The organism is Luteococcus japonicus (assembly GCF_003752415.1).
Lineage (GTDB): Bacteria > Actinomycetota > Actinomycetes > Propionibacteriales > Propionibacteriaceae > Luteococcus > Luteococcus japonicus.
The window spans coordinates 3,049,158-3,068,998 of the sequence record NZ_RKHG01000001.1; the positions used below are offsets into that span (position 1 = coordinate 3,049,158).

The 19,841-nt window shown below is 67.1% G+C and carries 17 protein-coding genes and 2 pseudogenes; 14 read left to right on the forward strand and 5 right to left on the reverse strand.

Features of this window, described 5'->3' with window-relative positions:
* Window positions 1-30 precede the first annotated feature (30 nt).
* The 6 genes from sufD (at window position 31) to EDD41_RS14515 (ending at window position 4,565) form a co-directional block, all read left to right on the forward strand.
* Window positions 31-1,200: a Fe-S cluster assembly protein SufD gene (sufD, locus tag EDD41_RS14490; protein ID WP_123576390.1), complete on the forward strand. Its 1,170-nt coding sequence runs from the start codon at window positions 31-33 to the stop codon at window positions 1,198-1,200.
* Window positions 1,197-1,535, forward strand: a complete 339-nt coding sequence (locus tag EDD41_RS14495) for a non-heme iron oxygenase ferredoxin subunit (RefSeq protein ID WP_094766065.1) — start codon at window positions 1,197-1,199, stop codon at window positions 1,533-1,535. Before sufD ends, EDD41_RS14495 begins: the two co-directional genes overlap by 4 nt.
* Window positions 1,536-1,537: 2 nt before the next feature.
* A complete protein-coding gene (gene sufC, locus EDD41_RS14500) occupies window positions 1,538-2,305 on the forward strand; it encodes a Fe-S cluster assembly ATPase SufC (RefSeq protein ID WP_094766064.1) in 768 nt (255 codons plus the stop codon).
* A gap of 64 nt (window positions 2,306-2,369) precedes the next feature.
* Window positions 2,370-3,683, forward strand: a complete 1,314-nt coding sequence (locus tag EDD41_RS14505; protein ID WP_123576391.1) for a cysteine desulfurase — start codon at window positions 2,370-2,372, stop codon at window positions 3,681-3,683.
* Window positions 3,680-4,156, forward strand: a complete 477-nt coding sequence (gene sufU, locus EDD41_RS14510; protein WP_094766062.1) for a Fe-S cluster assembly sulfur transfer protein SufU — start codon at window positions 3,680-3,682, stop codon at window positions 4,154-4,156. The genes EDD41_RS14505 and sufU overlap by 4 nt, the downstream gene beginning before the upstream one ends.
* A gap of 76 nt (window positions 4,157-4,232) precedes the next feature.
* Window positions 4,233-4,565 (forward strand): metal-sulfur cluster assembly factor, encoded by a 333-nt coding sequence (locus EDD41_RS14515; RefSeq protein ID WP_256764323.1) that lies wholly within the window; start codon window positions 4,233-4,235, stop codon window positions 4,563-4,565.
* 258 nt (window positions 4,566-4,823) lie between these two features.
* Here EDD41_RS14515 and EDD41_RS14520 read toward each other — a convergent pair whose 3' ends face one another.
* Window positions 4,824-5,573 carry an ATP-binding cassette domain-containing protein gene (locus EDD41_RS14520; protein ID WP_123576392.1) on the reverse strand — a complete coding sequence of 250 codons (750 nt, stop codon included), beginning with the start codon at window positions 5,571-5,573 and terminating at the stop codon, window positions 4,824-4,826.
* Window positions 5,570-6,745 carry an ROK family transcriptional regulator gene (locus tag EDD41_RS14525; protein WP_170165398.1) on the reverse strand — a complete coding sequence of 392 codons (1,176 nt, stop codon included), beginning with the start codon at window positions 6,743-6,745 and terminating at the stop codon, window positions 5,570-5,572. The genes EDD41_RS14520 and EDD41_RS14525 overlap by 4 nt, the downstream gene beginning before the upstream one ends.
* 247 nt (window positions 6,746-6,992) lie before the next feature.
* On the opposite strand from EDD41_RS14525, the gene mmsA reads away from it, so the two are divergent.
* The 6 genes from mmsA (at window position 6,993) to EDD41_RS14555 (ending at window position 15,355) form a co-directional block, all read left to right on the forward strand.
* Window positions 6,993-8,543, forward strand: coding sequence for a multiple monosaccharide ABC transporter ATP-binding protein (mmsA, locus tag EDD41_RS14530; RefSeq protein WP_123576394.1), 1,551 nt, complete (start codon window positions 6,993-6,995; stop codon window positions 8,541-8,543).
* The gene (locus EDD41_RS14535) at window positions 8,540-9,829 is read left to right on the forward strand and encodes a sugar ABC transporter permease (RefSeq protein ID WP_094766057.1); all 1,290 of its coding nucleotides are present in this window, start codon (window positions 8,540-8,542) and stop codon (window positions 9,827-9,829) included. The genes mmsA and EDD41_RS14535 overlap by 4 nt, the downstream gene beginning before the upstream one ends.
* Before the next feature lie 77 nt (window positions 9,830-9,906).
* Window positions 9,907-11,022: a substrate-binding domain-containing protein gene (locus EDD41_RS14540; protein ID WP_094766056.1), complete on the forward strand. Its 1,116-nt coding sequence runs from the start codon at window positions 9,907-9,909 to the stop codon at window positions 11,020-11,022.
* Between the two features lie 115 nt (window positions 11,023-11,137).
* Entirely contained in the window at window positions 11,138-12,736 is a 1,599-nt protein-coding gene (locus EDD41_RS14545; protein ID WP_123576395.1) for an ABC-F family ATP-binding cassette domain-containing protein, read from the forward strand.
* Between the two features lie 98 nt (window positions 12,737-12,834).
* On the forward strand, window positions 12,835-13,464 hold the full coding sequence (locus EDD41_RS17635; protein ID WP_245995665.1) for a helix-turn-helix domain-containing protein: 630 nt from the start codon (window positions 12,835-12,837) through the stop codon (window positions 13,462-13,464).
* 31 nt (window positions 13,465-13,495) lie between these two features.
* A complete protein-coding gene (locus EDD41_RS14555; protein WP_245995666.1) occupies window positions 13,496-15,355 on the forward strand; it encodes an ABC transporter ATP-binding protein in 1,860 nt (619 codons plus the stop codon).
* A 4-nt stretch (window positions 15,356-15,359) separates the two neighbouring features.
* Here the strand turns inward: EDD41_RS14555 and EDD41_RS14560 are convergent, their stop codons facing one another.
* The gene (locus tag EDD41_RS14560; protein ID WP_123576397.1) at window positions 15,360-15,743 is read right to left on the reverse strand and encodes a VOC family protein; all 384 of its coding nucleotides are present in this window, start codon (window positions 15,741-15,743) and stop codon (window positions 15,360-15,362) included.
* 130 nt (window positions 15,744-15,873) lie between these two features.
* On the opposite strand from EDD41_RS14560, the pseudogene EDD41_RS14565 reads away from it, so the two are divergent.
* Window positions 15,874-16,632, forward strand: a pseudogene (locus EDD41_RS14565) (DeoR/GlpR family DNA-binding transcription regulator).
* A gap of 11 nt (window positions 16,633-16,643) precedes the next feature.
* Here the strand turns inward: EDD41_RS14565 and EDD41_RS17985 are convergent.
* A pseudogene (locus EDD41_RS17985) lies at window positions 16,644-17,615 on the reverse strand (GNAT family N-acetyltransferase); the annotation flags it as partial.
* A 34-nt stretch (window positions 17,616-17,649) separates the two neighbouring features.
* Here EDD41_RS17985 and EDD41_RS14580 point away from each other — a divergent pair.
* Complete coding sequence (locus tag EDD41_RS14580; RefSeq protein ID WP_123576398.1) at window positions 17,650-19,062, forward strand: DUF222 domain-containing protein; 1,413 nt, start codon at window positions 17,650-17,652, stop codon at window positions 19,060-19,062.
* On the opposite strand, the gene EDD41_RS14585 is transcribed toward EDD41_RS14580, so the two are convergent.
* Window positions 19,034-19,840: a putative RNA methyltransferase gene (locus EDD41_RS14585; RefSeq protein ID WP_123576399.1), complete on the reverse strand. Its 807-nt coding sequence runs from the start codon at window positions 19,838-19,840 to the stop codon at window positions 19,034-19,036. The genes EDD41_RS14580 and EDD41_RS14585 overlap by 29 nt on opposite strands.
* Window position 19,841 lies beyond the last annotated feature (1 nt).

Consider the following 19,841-nt stretch of genomic DNA (forward strand, 5'->3'; position numbering starts at 1 on the left):
CTGCACTGACCCACAGAAAGAAGCACACAGTTGTCCACCGACACCACACCGGCTGTCGCGGGCGCAATCGAGACGGTTGCCTCGCACCTGCACCCCAATCCCTCGTGGGACCTGTCCGACCACCCCGAGCCGACCGGCCGCGAGGAGATCTGGCGCTTCACGCCGATGAAGCGCATCGCCCCGCTGCTGCGGGCGAAGCTGACCAGCGACAACCTCGACTGGCAGACCAGCATCCCCGAGGGCGTCACCCTGAGCTCCATCTCCAAGGAAGAGGCGCGCGAGCTGGCCGTCGAGGCCCCCCTCGACCGCGTCAGCGCGTTGGCCGCCGAGAATGCCGCCTACGGGGTGCGGCTGGACATCCCCGCCGAGCTCGAGGTGGCCGAGCCGATCCAGCTGACCGGCACGGGCGTCGGCGGCGTGGTCAGTGAGCACACCGTGATCACCGTCGGCGCCTTCGCCAAGGCGACCATCATCCTGCACTATCTGGGCGAGGGGACCTTCGCGGAGAAGACCGACATCCGCGTCGGCGACGGTGCCCAGGTCAGCATCGTCACCCTCCAGGACTGGGCTGACAAGGCCGTCCACGGTGGCCAGCGCTCGGTGCTGGTGGGCCGCGATGCCAGCGTCAAGATGGTCACCGCCAGCCTCGGCGGCGACGTGATCCGCCTGCAGGAGGACGTGCGCTATGCCGGCCCCGGTGGCGAACTCAACCAGTACGGCGTCTACTTCGTCGACGCGGGCCAGCACATCCAGCACCGCATCTTCGTGGACCACAACGCACCCCGGACCAAGTCCAATGTGGACTACCGCGGCGCGCTGCAGGGCCAGGGTGCCCACTCGGTGTGGATCGGCGACGTGCTGATCCGCAAGGTCGCGGAGGAGATCGAGACCTACGAGGCCAACAAGAACCTGGTGCTCACCGAGGGCGCAAAGGCCGACAGCGTGCCGAACCTGGAGATCGAGACCGGCGAGATCGCCGGCGCCGGGCACAGCTCCACCACGGGCCGCTTCGACGACAACCAGCTCTTCTACCTGATGAGCCGCGGCATCCCGGAGGCGGAGGCCCGCCGCCTGGTGGTGCACGGCTTCTTCGTCGACATCGTGCGCCGGATCGGCGTCGAGGCCGTCGAGGAGCGCCTGATGCAGGCCGTCGAGAAGGAGCTCGCCGTCGTCACCCAGACGCTCGAGGCCGAGAAGTGAGCCTCGTCGACGCCTGCGCGCTCGACGAGCTGGGCGAGACGCCGCTGGCGGTCACCGTCGGCGACGTGGACCTGGCCCTCGTGCGCAGCGGTGAGGAGGTCTTTGCGATCTTCGACGAGTGCAGCCACGCCAAGATCAAGTTGAGCGAGGGCGACGTGGAGGACAGCACCCTGGAGTGCTGGCGCCACGGTGCACGCTTCGACCTGCGCACCGGCGAGCCTCTGGACCTGCCGGCCACCGAGCCCGTGCCCGTCTACCCGACCACCATCGAGGACGGCCGCGTGCTCGTCGACCTCGACAACCCCATCAAGACCACCCAAACCCTGGAGAACTGAGAATGTCGAAGCTGGAAATCATCGACCTGCACGTTGACGTCGAGACCGAGACCGGTCCCAAGCAGATCCTCAAGGGTGTGAACCTGGTCATCAATGACGGCGAGGTGCACGCCATCATGGGTCCGAACGGCTCCGGCAAGTCCACCCTGGCCTACTCCATCGCCGGCCACCCCAAGTACACGATCACCTCGGGCAAGGTGCTGCTGGACGGCCAGGACCTCACCGAGATGACCGTCGACGAGCGCGCCCGCGCCGGCCTCTTCCTGGCCATGCAGTACCCCGTCGAGGTCCCCGGCGTCAGCGTCGCGAACTTCCTGCGCTCCGCCAAGACGGCCCTGGACGGTGAGGCCCCCAAGGTCCGCACCTGGGTCAAGGACGTCAACGCCGCGCTGGAGAAGATGCAGCTGGACAAGGAGTTCAGCGCCCGTTCCGTGAACGAGGGCTTCTCCGGTGGCGAGAAGAAGCGCCACGAGATCGCCCAGCTGGAGCTGCTGAACCCGAAGGTGGCCGTGCTGGACGAGACCGACTCGGGCCTGGACATCGACGCCCTGCGCGTCGTCTCCGAGGGCATCACCCGCTTCAGCGAGCAGGGTGACCGTGGCGTGCTGCTGATCACCCACTACACCCGCATCCTGCGCTACGTGCACCCCACCCACGTGCACGTCTTCGTCGATGGCCGGATGGTGGCCGAGGGCGGCAAGGAGCTGGCCGAGAACCTCGAGGCCGAGGGCTACGAGAAGTACATCAAGGCCGCCCAGGCCCAGGCCTGAGCAGTCCTCACCGCGTGGGTCCCGCACTCCGGGGCCCACGCCCCCGCAAGGCAAGGAGCACATCATGGGAACAATTCCCACAACCGTCGAGACACTCGACGTTGACCGCATCCGCGCCGACTTCCCGATCCTGCAGCGCACCGTCGGTGACCATCCGCTGGTCTACCTGGACAGCGCCAACACCTCGCAGAAGCCGCGCCAGATGGTCGACGTCATCAGCGAGCACTACCTGCAGCACAATGCGAATGTCGCCCGCGCCATGCATCTGCTGGGCGGGGAGGCCACCGAGGCCTTCGAGGGCGCCCGCGCCCGGATCGCCCGCTTCCTCGGGGCGAAGAGCCCGGACGAGGTGGTCTTCACCAAGAACGCGTCGGAGGCCCTCAACCTGGCCGCAAACACCCTGGGCGCCTCGCTCAAGCCCGGCGACGAGGTGGTGGTCTCCGTGATGGAGCACCACTCCAACATCGTGCCGTGGCAGCTGGTCTGCGAGCGCACCGGCGCCACCCTGCGCTGGTTCGACATCACCGACGAGGGGCGTCTCGATCTTGAGGCGGCCGAGCGTGACGGGTTGATCAACGAGAAGACCAAGATCGTCTCGGTAACCTGGATCAGCAATGTGCTGGGCACCGTGAACCCCGTGGCGAGGATCGCCGAGATGGCACACGCCGTCGGCGCGACGATGGTGGTCGACGGATCCCAGGGCGTCCCGCAGCGCCCCACCTCGGTGGCCGAACTTGGCTGTGACCTGCTGGCCTTCACCGGCCACAAGATCTGCGGTCCCACCGGCATCGGCGTCCTGTGGGGACGCCACGAGGTGCTGGCCGAGCTGCCGCCCTTCCTGGGGGGTGGCGAGATGATCGAGGTGGTCCGGATGACCGGATCCACCTTCGCCCCGCCGCCCTACCGCTTCGAGGCGGGCACCCCGCCGGTCGTCCAGGCCGTCGGTCTGGCCGCGGCGCTGGACTACGTCGACGGCCTCGGGATGGACCGGATCGCGGACCACGAGACCATGATCACCGGGCTCATGCTGGAGCGGCTGCAGCAGATCGAGGGCCTGCGGATCCTCGGCCCCACGCAGAACGTGGAGCGCGGGGGAGCGGTGGCCTTCACCCTGGAGGGAGTGCATCCGCACGACATCATGCAGATGCTGGATGCCCGCGGTGTCGCCGTGCGCGGTGGTCACCACTGTGCGCGTCCGCTGCACGACCGGCTGGGGATCCAGTCGTCGGTGCGGGCCAGCGGCTACCTGTACACCACGCCTGCCGAGGTGGATGCGCTGGCGGAGGCACTTGTCCACACCCGCGACTTCTTCGCGGGGAAGTTCGCCACGGGTGGCGCCGGCCGGATCCGCCGCAGGGCAAGGAAGGAGACGCGATGAGCGTTGAACAGATGTACCAGGAGATCATCCTGGACCACTACCGGGAGAAGTTGAACTCCGGTCTCCGCGAGCCCTTCCAGGCCGAGGTGCACCACGTCAATCCCTCCTGCGGTGACGAGATCACCCTGCGGATCGATCTTGAGGGAAACAAGATCAAGGACGTCAGCTACCACTCCGAGGGCTGCTCCATCTCCCAGGCCTCCACGAGCGTGATGAGCGAACTGCTCATCGAACGCGAGGTGGCCGACGCCATGGCCCTGCACGACGAATTCCTGGAGATGATGCAGAGCCAGGGCAAGGCCGAACCGGACGAGGACCGCCTGGAGGACGGGATCGCCTTCGTCGGCGTCAGCCAGTTCCCCGCGCGCGTCAAGTGCGCCATGCTTGGCTGGTCGGCCGTGCGTGACGCCATCCTGCGCGCCCAGGGCGCCCAGGACCCCCAACCAACCCACGACACCACTGAGGAGCACTGAGGTGTACGAACCCCATGAGGGCCACAATGCAGACGCGACAGAGGCCAGCCGTCCCAGTGACCTCGTCAAGGACGAGCTGCCCACCGGCGAGGCGAAGAAGATCGCGCTGATCGAGGACGTCGAGGAGGCCATGCGCGACGTGGTCGACCCCGAGCTGATGGTCAACGTCGTCGACCTCGGCCTGGTCTACGGCGTGCACGTCGACGAGCAGAACCACGCCACCATCGACATGACGCTGACCAGCCCCACCTGCCCGTTGACCGACCGGATCGAGTACGACACGCAGGCCGCTCTCGAGGGCCTGGTTGAAAGCGCGACGATCAACTGGGTCTGGCTGCCGCCGTGGTCGCTGGAGATGATCACCGACGACGGCCGCGAGCAGCTGCGCTCCATCGGCTTCAACGTCTAGACACACCGGCTCGCTGCGGCTTCGCCTCCGCTCGCCATCGGTGCAAGGAGCTTGCGCGTCCTTCCGTGTGTTGACCAGCGGCGGCCGGGACCTCCCCCCACAGGGGTCACCGGCCGCCGCTGGCGTGTTGTGCCGCGATTAGGGGCTCGCGGCACGCGGTGGGACGCTCGCGAACGGTGCTCAATCGCCCGCAATGTCAACCACCAAAGGAACTCTCTCGCACTTCCCGGGGGAATGCACGTTGGTCTTGCCAAACGGTCACCGACGGGGTGGCAGGTGGGTGGCCCCGGTGATGGCCGCCAGCACCGCCTCATAGCTGGCCTCGTCGGCCAGGAAGCTGCCATTGTTGCGGCCATGGCGCAGCACCTCGATCCGGTCCGCGATGGCACGCACGTCGCCGAGGTTGTGGCTGATCAGCACCACTCCCAGCCCCTGCTCGCGCAGGCCGTCGATGTAGCTCAGCACTTCCGCGGTCTGTCCCACCGACAGTGAGGCCGTGGGCTCGTCGAGCACCACCAGGCTGGGATCGCTGACCAGGGTCCGGGCGATGGCGACGCACTGCCGCTGGCCCGCGGACAGCTGGCGCAGGGGCACCGACGGGTCCGGCACCCGAGCGCTCAGGGCACCCAGGTGGTGACGGGCCTGTTGGCGCATCAGGTGGTGGTCCAGCAGGCCGAGCCGGGTGCGCAGCTCCTGGCCCAGATAGAGGTTGTCGACCACGTCGAGGTTCTCCACCAGGGAGGATTCCTGGAAGACCGACGCGATCCCCAGGGCGGTCGCGGCACGCGGTGAGGGGATCGACACCTGGCGGCCGTCGAACCAGATCTCGCCGGAGGTGGGCTGCAACACGCCGCCCATCAGCCGGGCGATGGTGGACTTGCCGGCGGCATTGTCTCCCACCAGGGCCAACACCTCCCCGCGATGGACGTCGAGGTCGACGTCGACGGCGGCCTGGACACCCCCGAAGGTCCGGCTGATCCGGCGGAGGCTGAGCAGTGCATCCCTCACGTGGCACTCCTTCCTGACACGACGGGCAGGCCTGCGCCGTCGTGGGCGAGGGCGGAGGCGCCCATGGCCTCCGCATCACGTCCGAGTTGGGGGTCGACCAACAGGTCATCGACGTCGCCGAGCAGTGTCCGGGCATTGAGCGCCTCGCGCACCGGGTCCAGCAGGAGCCGGCCCGTCTCGGAGAGTTCCCCGCTGACCAGGATCCGGTCCGGCCCCAGCACCATGGCGGTGTTGGCCACGACGCGGCCCAGTGCCGCGGCGCCGTCGGCGATGACCTGACGGCAGCCGGCATCCCCGCGGTTGGCGGCCTGGATGATTTGTCGAAGCCCCATGGGTCCGTGGCTCAGGCGCAGCAGGTCCGCCAGGGCGATGGGGGACAGGACGGTGTTGAGACAGCCCCGCGCGCCGCAGCGGCACATGGCGCCGGCCGGATCCACCTGGACATGCCCCAGGGCGCCGACCGCGGCAGACCGGCCACGGTGCGGGCGCCCGTCCAGCAGCAGCGACGCCTCCACGCCGTCACCCACCCGGATGTACAGGGCCACGTCGGCTCCGCGCAGCGCTCCGAAGCGGTACTCGGCAACGGCCGCGGCGTCAGCCTGCCGCTCGAGGACCACGGGACGATCCAGGCGTCGGGAGAGGGTCTCGGCGACGTCGACCTCCTCCCAGCCAGGCAGCGAACCGGCGGTGAGCTGGGCGGAAAGCACGTCTGGCAGTGCGACGCCGATGGTGGCGACGTCGTCGAGGCTGGCCCCCACCTCCTCGGTGGCCTCGCCCACGAGGAGGGCGACGCGGTCCAGCGTCGTGTCGTAGCGGTGTTCGTGGGGCAGGGGCAGATGCCGGGCGTGCTGGACCGTGTGCGACGCGTCGCCGAGGTAGGCGCTCAGCGCACGCGGCCCGATGCGGACGCCGAAGCTGAGGGCTGAGTTGCGAGCCAGGCTGACCTGCTGGGCCCGACGGCCGGAGCGGGTGGTGGCGCTGGTCACGAGCTGTCCTTCGGACTCCAGCTGTTTGACGATGTTGGAGACCGTTGCCGGCGACAGGCCGGTGGCGGCGGCCAATTCCACCTGGGTGATTGCGCCGAAGGTGCGCACCCCGTCGAGGATGCGTTGGCTGTTCTGTTCCCGCAGGGAGGTCTGGGAGCCGGGGGCAGTCTGGTGGCCGGATGCCACGGGGACCACCTCCTGCGGTGTGGAATTCACGGTGTGGAATTCATTGGATCGGAATGTCTGCCCAGCCTGTCACACGACCATGCTTCGGTTCACGTCCCAAAGTCAAGAATCCGGGAAACCTGAAGGGAAGGTCACGAATTGATCACGGTTGACTTCAACTCTTGACGCCAAGCCGGGGGCGGATCTACGTTGAGTTCAGCTTCGCCGGGTTGGGGCCCGTGCGTTGGCGAGTCAAAGGAGACGAGCGATGGCCGACGAACCACACATCATCCTCGAGATGCGCGGCATCACGAAGACCTTCCCGGGTGTCCGGGCACTGGATGACGTCACGATGCGCGTGCGTCGAGCTGACATCCACTCCATCTGCGGCGAGAACGGCGCCGGCAAGTCCACCCTGATGAAGGTGCTGTCCGGTGTCTACCCGCACGGCAGCTATGAAGGCCAGATCCTGTTCGACGGACGAGAGATGAGCTTCGGCGGCATCAAGGACTCCGAGGCCGAGGGCATCGTGATCATCCATCAGGAGCTCGCGCTGATTCCGGAACTGTCCGTCACGGAGAACATCTTCCTCGGCGAGGAGGTGACCAAGGGAGGTCTGATTGACTGGCAGGAGGCACGTGTTCGGGCGATGGACCTGCTGGCACGCGTCGGTCTGGAGATCAATGCCGACACCCCGGTCAAGCGGCTCGGCGTCGGCCAGCAGCAGCTGGTGGAGATCGCCAAGGCGCTCAGCAAGAACGTGAAGCTGCTGATCCTCGACGAGCCCACCAGCGCCCTCAACGAGGACGACTCGGCCAATTTACTGGACCTGATGCGTGGCCTGAAGGCCAAGGGCATCACCCAGATCATGATCAGCCACAAGCTCAACGAGATCGCCGCCATCAGCGACGCCGTCACCGTGATTCGCGACGGGAAGACCGTCGAGACCTATGACGTGGTGGCCGGGCAGGTGGACGAGGACCGGATCATCAAGGCGATGGTCGGCCGCTCCATCGAGAACCGCTACCCGGACCACGCGTCGCACCCCGGCGAGGTGCTGCTGGAGGTCAAGGACTGGACCGTCGAACACCCCGACGTGCCCGGTCGGCTGGTCACCAAGCACGCGGACTTCACCGTGCGCGCCGGTGAGATCGTCGGTTTCGCCGGCCTGATGGGCGCCGGACGCACCGAGCTGGCCCGCAGCCTGTTCGGCCGCAGCTACGGCATCTACCGCAGCGGGGAGATGGTCCTGGACGGCAAGCGGGTCAACCCCAAGACCGTCCAGCAGGCCATTGACCTGGGCATCGCCTATGTCACCGAGGACCGCAAGACGCTGGGGCTCAACCTGCTTGACTCCATCAAGACAACGGTCACCGCGGCCAACCTCAAGGCCATCATCAAGGGCTTCCTGCTGGACCTGGGGCGGGAGAAGGACGTCGCCAACCAGTACCGCCAGGACCTGCGGATCAAGACACCCACCACCGATGTCGGTGTCGCCACCCTGTCCGGTGGCAACCAGCAGAAGGTGGTGCTGGCCAAGTGGATGTACCCCGAACCCAAGGTGCTGATCCTCGACGAGCCCACCCGCGGCATCGACGTCGGCGCCAAGTACGAGATCTACAAGCTGATCCACAAGCTCGCCGACGAGGGCAAGGCCGTGATCATGATCTCCTCCGAACTGCCCGAGCTGCTCGGTGTCAGTGACCGGATCTACACCATCTGCGAGGGCCGGATCACCGGTTGCCTCGACGCCGCCGACGCGGACCAGGAGTCCCTGATGCGTCGGATGACCACCACTTCCACTGGGAGCCCCGCATGAAAGCGCTGAAGCAAGTCCTCGGCAACAACCTGCAGCAGTACACCATGGTGCTCGCCATGGTGGTGCTCGCCATCTTCTTCGAGATCAAGTCCGGCGGGAAGATGCTGACCCCGTCGAACATGCAGAACCTGATCACCGGCAATGCCTATGTGTTGATCATGGCCATCGGCATGCTGATGGTGATCGTGATCGGGCAGATCGACCTCTCGGTGGGTTCGGTGGCCGGCTTTGTCGGCATGTTCTGCTCGATGATGGCCACCAATCACGGCTGGCCCTGGTGGTCCGCCGTCCTGGCAGGCATGGGCATGGGCATCCTGATCGGTGCTTGGCATGGCTTCTGGCTGGCCAAGGTGGGCATCCCGGGATTCATCACCACCCTGGCGGGCATGATGATCTTCCGCGGCGCCGTGATCTGGATGTCCGGCTCCATCTCCGTGGCCGCGCCGGCCGAGTTGGAGTGGTTCGGCGCCGGGTACCTGCCCGAGTGGGGCCCGGGTGCCACCGGGATGAACAACTCCACCCTGCTGCTCGGTCTGCTGGGCATCTGCTGGTTCGTCTTCAAGGAACTGTCCGGCCGGCGCCAGAGCCTGCGCCGCGGGGTCGAGTCGCCACTGTGGGCCACCCTCGTTCGGATCGCACTGATCACCCTCGTCATCGGCTACCTGACCTGGATCTTCGGTTCCGGCCGCTCCGGGACCTCCTTCCCCGTGCCCGGTGTCATCCTGCTGGTGCTGGCGATCGTGTACCACACCATCACCGAGCGGACCCGCTTCGGCCGCCACGTCTATGCCGTGGGTGGCAACAAGGCCGCCGCCGGCCTGAGCGGTGTCAATGTCCAGCGCACCTACTTCCTGGTGATGCTCAACATGTCCTTCCTGGCCGCACTGGCGGGCATCCTCTTCCTCGGCCGCTCCACCGCTGCCGGCCCGACCGACGGGACGAACTGGGAGCTTGACGCCATCGCCGCCGTCTTCATCGGTGGCGCGGCAGTCAGCGGTGGCATCGGCACCGTGATGGGATCCCTGATCGGTGGCCTGGTGATGGCGGTGCTGAACTCCGGGCTGAGCCTGCTGGGCGTCGGCCAGGACCGCACGCAGGTGATCAAGGGCCTGGTGTTGCTGGGCGCCGTCGCCTTCGACGTCTACAACAAGACCCAGGGGCGACCTTCGATCATCGGCAGGCTGAGCGGCGGCAACAAGATCAACGAGGACAAGCCCGTTCCCGCCGCCCCCGCGGACCACACCCCCGAGGCGCCGGCCATCCAGGCAGACCCCGCCACCCACTGAACCTCCCCACTCCCGCTGGACGAGGGCGTCCGGCACCATCCACGTCGAGGATTCTCGGCACCACGAAAGGAAAACCCATGAAGGTCACGCGTAGGTCACTTCTCGGCGGCGCTGCCGGCATGACCGCACTGGTTGGTCTGAGCGCCTGCGGCGGCGGCCGCGACGGCGGCTCGAGCGCGGGCGCCTCTGCCAGCTCCGGCTCCTCGGCCGGCGGTGCCGGCTTTGCCGCCGATGCCACCATCGGCATCTCGCTGCCCTGGCTGGGCACGCAGAACTGGAAGGAGGCGCAGGACATGTTCAAGGAGCAGCTGGAGAAGGCCGGTTTCAAGGCCATCGTCCAGGCCGCCGACAACAAGGTTCCCCAGCAGCAGTCCCAGATCGAGACGATGATCCAGCAGGGCGCCAAGGTCATCGTCGTCGGCCCCATCGACGGCAAGCAGCTGGGCACCGTGCTCACCAAGGCCCATGATGCTGGCGTGAAGGTCCTGGGATACGACCGCCTGATCGAGAACACGGCCGCCATCGACGGCGTCGTGCAGTTCGGCTCGCTGCGCACCGGTGAGCTGCAGGGCCAGGCCCTGCTCGACGGCCTCAAGGCCGTCAAGGGCGAGGGCCCCTACAACATCGAACTCTTCGGTGGCGGTCCGGCAGACCCCAACGCCCCGAACTTCTTCACGGGCGCCATGAGCGTGCTGCAGCCCAAGATCGACGACAAGACTGTGGTCGTCGTCTCCGGCCAGACCAAGTTCACCCAGTGCGCCACTCCTGACTGGGACAACGGCAAGGCGCAGTCGCGGATGGACTCGCTGCTGTCCGGCAACTACTCGGGCAAGAAGATCGACGGAGTGTTGTCGCCGAATGACGGCATCGCCCGCGCGATCCTGACCTCCTGCAAGCAGGCCGGGCAGACCCAGCCCGTGGTGACCGGGCTGGACGCCGAGAACGAGTCGGTGGCCCTGGTGGCCAGGGGCACCCAGTACTGCACCGTCTACAAGCCCACGGACAAGCTGGTCGCCAAGACCGTCGAGCTGATCCAGGCCTTCCAGAAGGGCGAAAGCCCCACCACGGAGGACAAGGCCAACAACGGCAAGGTCGACGTGTCGCTCTTCCAGCTGGATCCGGTCGTCGTCACCAAGGACAACGCCAAGGAGGCCTTCGCGAACGACCCGGCCCGCCTGAAGCTGCTGGGCTGACACCTGCCTCCTTCCCCATCCAGCCGCCGGCTCCCCGCTCGGGGGTGAGCCGGCGGCTGGCAACCAGCTGGCGGGCTTTCGACGGGGGACGGGGTGGGATGGGAGACTTGAAGACGTGCTGCAAGTCAAGGATCTCGAAGTGCGGGCCGGCGCCCGCCTACTGCTGTCTCCCATCTCCTTCCAGGTCATCCCCGGTGACCGGATCGGTCTCGTGGGCCGCAATGGTGCCGGAAAGACCACGCTGACCAGGATCCTCGCTGGTGAGGGGCTGCCCGCGGGCGGCGAGGTGACCCGTACCGGTCAGCTCGGCTACCTGCCGCAGGATCCTCGCGACGGTGACCTCCACGTCCTGGCCCGCGACCGGATCCTCTCGGCGCGCGGGCTCGACCGGGTGATCGTGAAGATGCGTGACCTGGAAGAGCAGATGAGCACCACCACGGGTGCCGAGCGTGAGGCGGCCATGACCGCCTACTCCAAGGCAGAGGCGCAGTTCGTCGCCGCCGGCGGTTACGGCGCGGAGAGTGAGGCGCACCGGATCGCGGCCAACCTGAGCCTTCCCGACCGGGTGCTGGCCGAACCCCTGCAGAACCTGTCCGGCGGTCAGCGTCGCCGTATCGAACTGGCCCGCATCCTCTTCTCGGGCGCCGACACCCTGCTGCTCGACGAGCCCACGAACCACCTGGACGCCGACTCCATCACCTGGCTGCGCGACTTCCTCAAGACCTATCCGGGTGCGTTGATCATGATCAGCCACGACGTGGGACTGCTCGAGGCGACGGTGAACAAGGTCTTCCACCTGGACGCGAACCGTGCCGAGATCGACGTCTACTCCATGGGCTGGAAGCTCTACCTCAAGCAGCGCGAGACTGACGAGAAGCGTCGTCGTCGCGAGCGCGCCAATGCCGAGAAGAAGGCCGCGCAGTTGATGCTGCAGGCCGACAAGCTCGGTGCCAAGGCCACCAAGGCCGCCGCCGCGCACAACATGCAGCGGCGCGCCGAACGGATGCTGGGTGGGCTGGAGGCCGAGCGCGAGGCCGACAAGGTGGCAAGCATCCGCTTCCCGGAGCCCGCTCCGGTGGGCAAGGTGCCGCTGATGGCGGAGGGGCTCAGCAAGTCCTACGGCTCGCTCGAGATCTTCACGGGCATCGACCTCGCCATCGACAAGGGCTCCAAAGTGGTCATCCTGGGTCTCAACGGCGCGGGCAAGACCACCATGCTGCGGATCCTGGCGGGCGTCGAGGAGTCGGACACCGGCCGGCTCATCCCGGGCCACGGCCTGCGCGTCGGCTACTTCGCCCAGGAGCACGACCTGATCGACCTGTCGTCGAGCGTGCTCGACAACATGGTGGCCAGTGCACCGAACATGAACGCCACCGAATGCCGCAAGGTGCTGGGCAGCTTCCTGTTCACGGGCGACGACGTCGACAAGCCCGCCCGGGTGCTGTCCGGTGGCGAGAAGACCCGTCTGGCCCTTGCCATGCTCGTGGTCAGTTCGGCGAACCTGCTGCTGCTCGACGAGCCCACCAACAACCTCGACCCGGCCAGCCGAGAGGAAGTGCTCAAGGCGATCGCCAGCTACACCGGTGCGATCGTCCTGGTCACGCACGACGCGGGTGCCGTCGATGCGCTGGACCCGGACCGGGTGCTGCTCTTGCCCGATGGTGACGAGGACCTGTGGAGCCAGGACTACCGCGACATCGTCGCCCTGGCCTGAGGGCGATGCCGGTATGTCGCCTGCGGTGGCGGCCACCGGTGTGATTTGATCTTGGTCAACACCGCCAGACGTGGCGGTGTGCGACGAAGGGACCTGTCATGGCCGCATCCACCCTCGCCAGCCCCCTGGGCCGTGGCGCGCGTATCACGGGAGCCGAACGCGAGCGGGTCGCCGCGGAACTGGCCGCGCGCTATGGGCGGGGTGAGTCCATCCGGTTCATGGCAGATGATCTTGGACGTTCCTATGGCTGGGTGCAGGGCCTGCTGAAGGAAGCCGGCGTGACGCTCCGCGGGCGCGGCGGAGCAACCCGTGGGGCGGCCGGGGCGCAGCGCGCCCGGATCGCCCGGGGGAATAATCGGCGGCCCGCCGTGGTTGAAGGGTCCAAGGTTCCCAAGGAGGTCGCCGTCGCGGCCCACGAACCCGTCGAGAAGAAGCCCAAGGTCAAGAAGCCGGCCAAGGCTGTCCAGCCGGCGAAGATCGACAAGCCCGCGAAGATCGACAAGCCGGCCAAGGTCAAGAAGGCCGAGGAACCGGCCAAGGCCAAGAAGGCGGAGGAGCCCGCCAAGGTCGAGAAGGTCGACAAGCTGGCCAAGGTCAAGAAGGCCGACAAGCCGGCCAGGAAGAACAAGGAATCTGCGCAGGCCGCGCCCGTCGAGGCGCCCGCGCAGAAGCCCAAGAAGCCCAAGAAGCAGAAGAGGGACAAGAAATCCAAGAAGAAGAACAAGTAGCCACTTGCGGGGTGGCGGGCAGGGGGCCACGATGAGCGGGATGGGTGGCCCCAGTGGCCGGATGATGGGGGGCCTGAAGAAGGACCCCGAACTGAAGAACCATGACCTTGCGCCGGGTACGGTGCGACGGGTGATCGGATATGGCGCCCCCTACAAGGGACTTCTGCTGGTCTTCCTGGTCTGCGTCGTGCTCTCCGCCGTGGCGGGCGTCGTGCCCCCTCTGTTGTTCAAGACCATCGTCGACGACGGCGTGCTGAAGGGTGACACCGGCCTGGTGCTGCGGATGGCGGGCATCGTGGCCGCGCTCGCCGTGGCCGAGGCCGTCCTGGGCATCCTGCAACGCTGGTGCTCGGCCCGCGTAGGTGAGGGCCTGATCTATGACCTGCGCACCCAGGTCTTCGACCACGTCAGCTCGATGCCATTGGCCTTCTTCTCCCGCACCCACACGGGAAAGCTGGTCAGCCGGCTCCAGTCCGACGTCTTGGGGGCCCAGCGGGCCTTCACCACCACCCTGTCCAGCGTGCTGAGCAATGTGATCTCCCTGGTGCTCGTGCTGGCTGCGATGATCTCGCTGAGCTGGCAGCTCACGCTGGCCTCCCTGGTGCTGTTGCCCGTCTTCCTGATCCCGGCCCGCATCGTGGGCGGTCGGCTGGCCAACCTGACCAGGGACTCGATGCAGCTCAACGGTGAGCTCTCGGCCATGATGACCGAACGCTTCACGGTCTCCGGGGCGCTGTTGGTCAAGCTCTTCGGACGGCCCTCCCATGAGCACGAGGTCTTCGCCGGCAAGGCTGAGGCCTTGCGCGGCAATGGCGTGACCATCGCGATGGTGGGGCGGCTGTTCATGACGGCGATGACCCTGGTGGCGGCGCTGGCCACGGCGCTGGTCTATGGCGCCGGTGGCTGGATGGCGATCAAGGGCAGCCTCACCGTCGGCACCCTGACCGCCCTGGCGGGGCTCCTGGCGCGGCTCTACGGTCCGCTGGTGCAGCTGACCAATGTGCGGATCGACGTGATGAGTGCCCTGGTCAGTTTCGAGCGGGTCTTCGAGGTGCTGGACCTCAAGCCGCTGATCACCGATGCGCCCGAGGCCCGTCGTGCCTCCGGGGTGCCGTCGATCGACTTCGAACAGGTCGGCTTCACCTATCCGGACCCGGAGCTGGTTTCCCTTCCCTCGCTGGAGCCCGTCACTCCCGGTCACGAGAGCCGCAACCAGCAGGTGCTGCACGACGTGAGCTTCCGGGCCGAACCCGGGCAGACCGTCGCGCTGGTGGGGCCCTCGGGTGCGGGCAAGACCACCATCACCAATCTGCTCACCCGCCTCTACGACGTCACCGAAGGCCGCGTGCGGGTGGGAGGCGATGACGTGCGGGAGCTCACCCAGGAGTCGCTGCAACAGATGGTGGGCTATGTGACGCAGGACGCGCACATGTTCCACGACACCATCCGCAACAACCTGGCCTACGGTGCGCCCGGCGCCAGCGAGCAGCAGATGCGCGATGCCCTGGCCGCGGCGCAGATCCTGCCGCTGGTGGACCGGCTGCCCGATGGTCTGGACACGATGGTGGGGGAGCGCGGCTACCGGCTCTCCGGCGGCGAGCGGCAGCGTTTCGCCATTGCGCGGCTAATGCTCAAGGCCCCTCCGATCGTCGTCCTCGACGAGGCGACGGCGCACCTGGACAGCGAGTCGGAGGTGGCGGTGCAGCGGGCCCTGGACGCCGCGATGGCGGACCGGACGTCGGTGGTGATCGCCCACCGGCTGTCGACGGTGCGAGCCGCGGACCAGATCCTGGTGCTGGAGGCCGGTCGGATCGTCGAGCGTGGCACGCATGCCGAGCTGCTCGCGGCCGACGGCCCCTACGCGCAGCTGTACCACTCGCAGTTCGAGTGATGGCTCATCCGATGATCTCGACCTCATTGCCCTCGGGGTCCAGCACCACGGCCTCGTAGTAGCCGTCGCCCGTGGTACGTGGACCATTGATGACCTGGAAGCCTGCCTCGGTGAGGCGCGCGGCCAGGTCATCAACTGCTTGTGGGGAGCCGACGTCAAGAGCGACGTGTGCCCAGCCCAGCAGGCCCTCCTCTCGGGCCCGCTCGATGCCGGGGCGGGTCATGATCTCCAGCTTCGCGTCGCCCTCGAAGCTCAGGAAGTGGGTGCGCAGCCCGGTCCTCGGGTTGTGGTAGCCCTCATTGGCGGTGGCGCCGAACCAGGTCACGAAGAAGTCCCGGGCGGTCTCGAGGTCCGCGACGTACAGGGCGGCATGGTCGATGCGGGTCATGCGATGGCCCCTTCCTCGGGGTTGCCGAAGAGCAGGGTGCTGGTGACGGTCAGCCCCTCGGTGGACAGGACGGCCCAGATCTTGTTCCAGAAGTTCCTCATGAGCCCAGAATGTGTGATCAAATGATCGCGTGCAACGATCATCTCGGCAGAAAATGATCATCAAAGCGCTGGGTAGGCAGCCGATCTCCGTCGAGGCCCTCAGCGAACTCACCGGCGCCTCCGCCGTGACCATCCGTCGTGACCTGACCGAATTGCAGGGTCACGGCCTGGTGCGTCGGGTCCATGGGGGAGCGGTGGCCGTGGACCTGCGCGGGGCGCCGCTGCCCTATGAGCTGCGTGCCGCGGAGAATGCCGACGGCAAGCAGTCCATTGCCCACCTGATCGGTGGTCTGGTTGGCGACGACATGTCGATCATCCTGGACAACGGGTCCACGATGGATGTGGTGGCTCGTGCACTCGCCGGGCGACGGGTGACCACGCTGTGAGTGTCCCTGCGCGCTGCCGTGGAGATGAGCGCCGAACCCGGTCCGGTGGTGATCACCCCCGGCGGCCCGGTGCAGTTCCCGAGCCTGCGCAGTGGGAGCGCCGCATCCCTGGCGGCGCTGTCGGACTTCCGGGCGGACCTTGCCGTGATGGGGGCCTGTTCCGTCAACCCCAGTCAGGGGCTGACCGTCACCACCCATGAGGACGCCCAGATCAAGCGGGCGATCATTGCGGCCTCGTCGCGTGTCGTCCTGGCTGCGACGGGGAACAAGCTGACCCGCACCTCCACCTTCCGCTTCGGAGTCATCGAGGACCTCGACGACCTGGTGACCACCTCGGAGGCCCCGCCGGAACTGTTGGACGAGTTCGTTGCGGCCGGAGTGCGCGTGCACGTCGCGCGCTGAACCTCGTGACCGCCAGCGGTGGGGTACCGGTCCTCGAACAGCTCACGCCACCCGTGGGCGGGGGCATCGCGTCGCAGCGCGTCGAGGGCGTCTCGGGACGTGACGGTGAAGGCGAGATGGTTCAGGCCGGGCTGCAGCCGGTCATGGCGCTGGCCGGTCAGGGCCGGGGACTGCTCCAGCACCAGGTAGGCGCCCGAGGGGTGCTGCCAGCTGCGTCCCTGTTCCCAGTCCTGCTCCACCAGGGGCCAGCCCAGCGCCGTCATCAACCAGCCAAAGCTGGCCTCGGTCCCAGCCAGGTCGTGGGTCCACAGTTCGATGTGGTGAACACCGTTGCCGCCCAGAGGGGCCGTTGGGGTGCGGGATCCAGACTCCCAGTCCTGGCGCAGGATCGAGTAGTTGACGGCATCGGCGGGAGGCTCACCCTGAACAGGCCAGGCCTGTCGGAAATGCGCCTCCTGTACCCAGCCAGCCTTCTCGAAGGTGCGACGCATGGGCAGGTTGTCGGCGCGGGTGCAGCCCTCGAAGCGATTGACCTCAAGCGTCGTGAAGATGTGGTCAGCCGCAGCCCTGAGGGCCAAGACACCCAGACCGCGGCCGCGGTGCTCGTCGGCGAGTCGCAGGTCGAACATTGGGGTGTCATCGGCGAGGTCCTCCAGGCGGATGAATCCGATCCGTCCAAGTTCTTGGTCAACCAGCCAGAAGGTCTGGTGCTCGTCGTCGGCAAAGGAGCCAGATTCGATGCGTCGCCGAGCCTCGTCCATGCTGGGTGTGCGCCCCACGTGGAAGGGGAAGGAATTGCTGGTGAGGAAGCTGACCAGGCCATCGTCCTCCTCGGGAAGTCGCAGCGCCACCAGTGACAGGTTCATGCCTTCGACAGTACCGGGTGAGGTGTCTGAGGACACTCGCTGGATGGGCCTTTCTTGCGCCAGCAATTTTCGAAAACCTCTTTGAATACAGATCGCTTCGGGGTAGAATTGAGGCATTCAGCAAGAGCACTTCGGGGGAGGTGGACAGCTCATGGACGAGCAGGGATTCCGGTTGCCGGACAATGCCGCGGATCTGGTCGAAGCGGTCCGGGAAAACCGTCGCCAGCGCCGCATTCTCGAAGCGCAGGAATTGCAGATGGTCGCGCACTTCGCCGACCTCAACGGACACGTCGACCAGAGCTTGCTGGTGCCCGGTGTCGAGCAGCTCGTCCAGTTGGGTGGTGAGGGGACCCCGCCGGTGGCCGAGTTCGCCACTCTGGAACTTGCTGCCGCGCTCAGGCTGCGTGATGTTGCCGCTCATGCCTTGATCGCGGATGTTCTTGATCTTCGCCACCGCCTCCCACACGTCTGGGAGCAGACCCTTGATGGTGAGGTGGAGGTGTGGACCGCCCGGGACATCGCCGGCGCCACCCGCGTCTTGGACCAGCATTCGGCGGGGCTTGTTGATCTTCAATTGGCCCGGCAGATCCCCGGCATGACCCGGCGTCGGGTGAAGAACTTGGTCGCCGGGATGGTCCTTGATCATCTCCCGGTTGACGAGGCCGAACAACGCCGCGCCGAGGCCAAGGAGGCCCGCGGCGTCTGGATCGCGGTGGGTGAGAACGGCATTGCCGATGTCGCTGCCGTGATGGATGCCCCGGATGCCGTGCGGCTGGATGCCACCCTCGATCATCTGGCCGGGATCCTCAAGGCCGGCGGCTCCACTGACACGGTGAATGCCCGCCGGGCGAAGGCGTTGGGGATCCTCGCCGACCCGGCCCGGGCGCTGCAGTTGATGCAGGCCTGCCTGCTGGATCAACTCCCCGGCCTGGACGTCACCACCGACTGCCACCTGCATGGTCAGGTGGGGCATGCCTGCGGCACCCTCCTGGTCGAGGCGAAGGACCTGGCACCGAAGGCCAGCATCGTGGTGCACCTGACCGACGCCACGCTGAGTGCCGGGGAAGGGATCGTGCGGGCCAAGGGCATCGGGCCACTCCTGGCGGAATGGCTGAGAGATTTGCTTCCGGATCATCAATTCACGGTGCGTCCGGTGATTGATGCCAATCGGCAAGTGGCCAGTGATTGTTATGAATGCCCGCCCACCATGCGGGAAGCGATTGAATACCGCAATCCCTTCGAGGTGTTTCCGTATTCCTCACGAAAATCCCCGGGATTGGACCTGGACCACACCATTCCCTTCACCCCTCGACAAGCTCGGGGGACGTCGGCCGAGCCTGTCGAGGCCTCTGGATCAACCAGCCCGGACAATCTCGGCCCCTTGACCCGCAAGACCCACCGGGCGAAGACCCACGGCGGCTACCGCCTCGAGCAGCCCCTGCCTGGGCATTTCCTGTGGCAGACCCCACTGGGTTTCCGCTATCTGGTCACACCCAGCCGCACCCTCGAACTCGGCCGCCCAGATCCCGTCGGGCTCACATCCCCGGGCGTCGAAAGACACTGAGCTGCACGTCGGCGTCGACGCTCATCTGTTCGGACACCGCGCCGTGCTCGTGGAAGGCATTGGGACCCATCTGCACCAGGTCCGTCACCGCGGCGGCATCGAGGTCCATGGTCCAACGGATCCGCTGGCTCCAGACGGCCTCGAAGGCACCGGCCATGCTGCGGTTCAACTTGGCCAACTTGTCGTCCTGGATGCCCAACAGGCCCAGTGACTCCCGCGCTTGTGCCAGGTGCCCCTCATTCGGGGTGACCACCAACAACACACCGCCCGGAGCCATGATCCGCGCGAACTCGACGGGATTTCGCGGCGCGAAGCAGCACAACAGGACGTCGGCCACCCCGGAACGCACCGGCAGACCCGCCCAGGTGTCGGCCACCACCGCACCTATCCGAGGATGCGCCTTGGCGGCCCGGCGGCAGGCCATCGGGGAAATGTCGGTGGCCAGACCCACCGCCCGTGGCTGCGAGTCCAGCACCCCGGCCAGGTAGTGCCCGGTGCCGGCACCCACCTCCACCACGCGACGGGCATCACGCACCCGTCCCACCAGGGCATCGATGATGGGCTCGTAGTGCCCGGCGCCCAAGAAGCGTGCCCGGGCGGCCACCATGTCCGCGGTGTCGGCGTTCTGCGGTGCGGCGCGGCCCAACAGGTTCACGTGCCCCTGCTTCGCGATGTCGAAGCTGTGCCCGCGACGGCAGACCAGGCGTCCCTCCTCGCGTGTCAGGGGCTGTTGGCAGGTGGGGCAGGCCAAGAGCGCGACGGCGGCGTCGATTCCCACG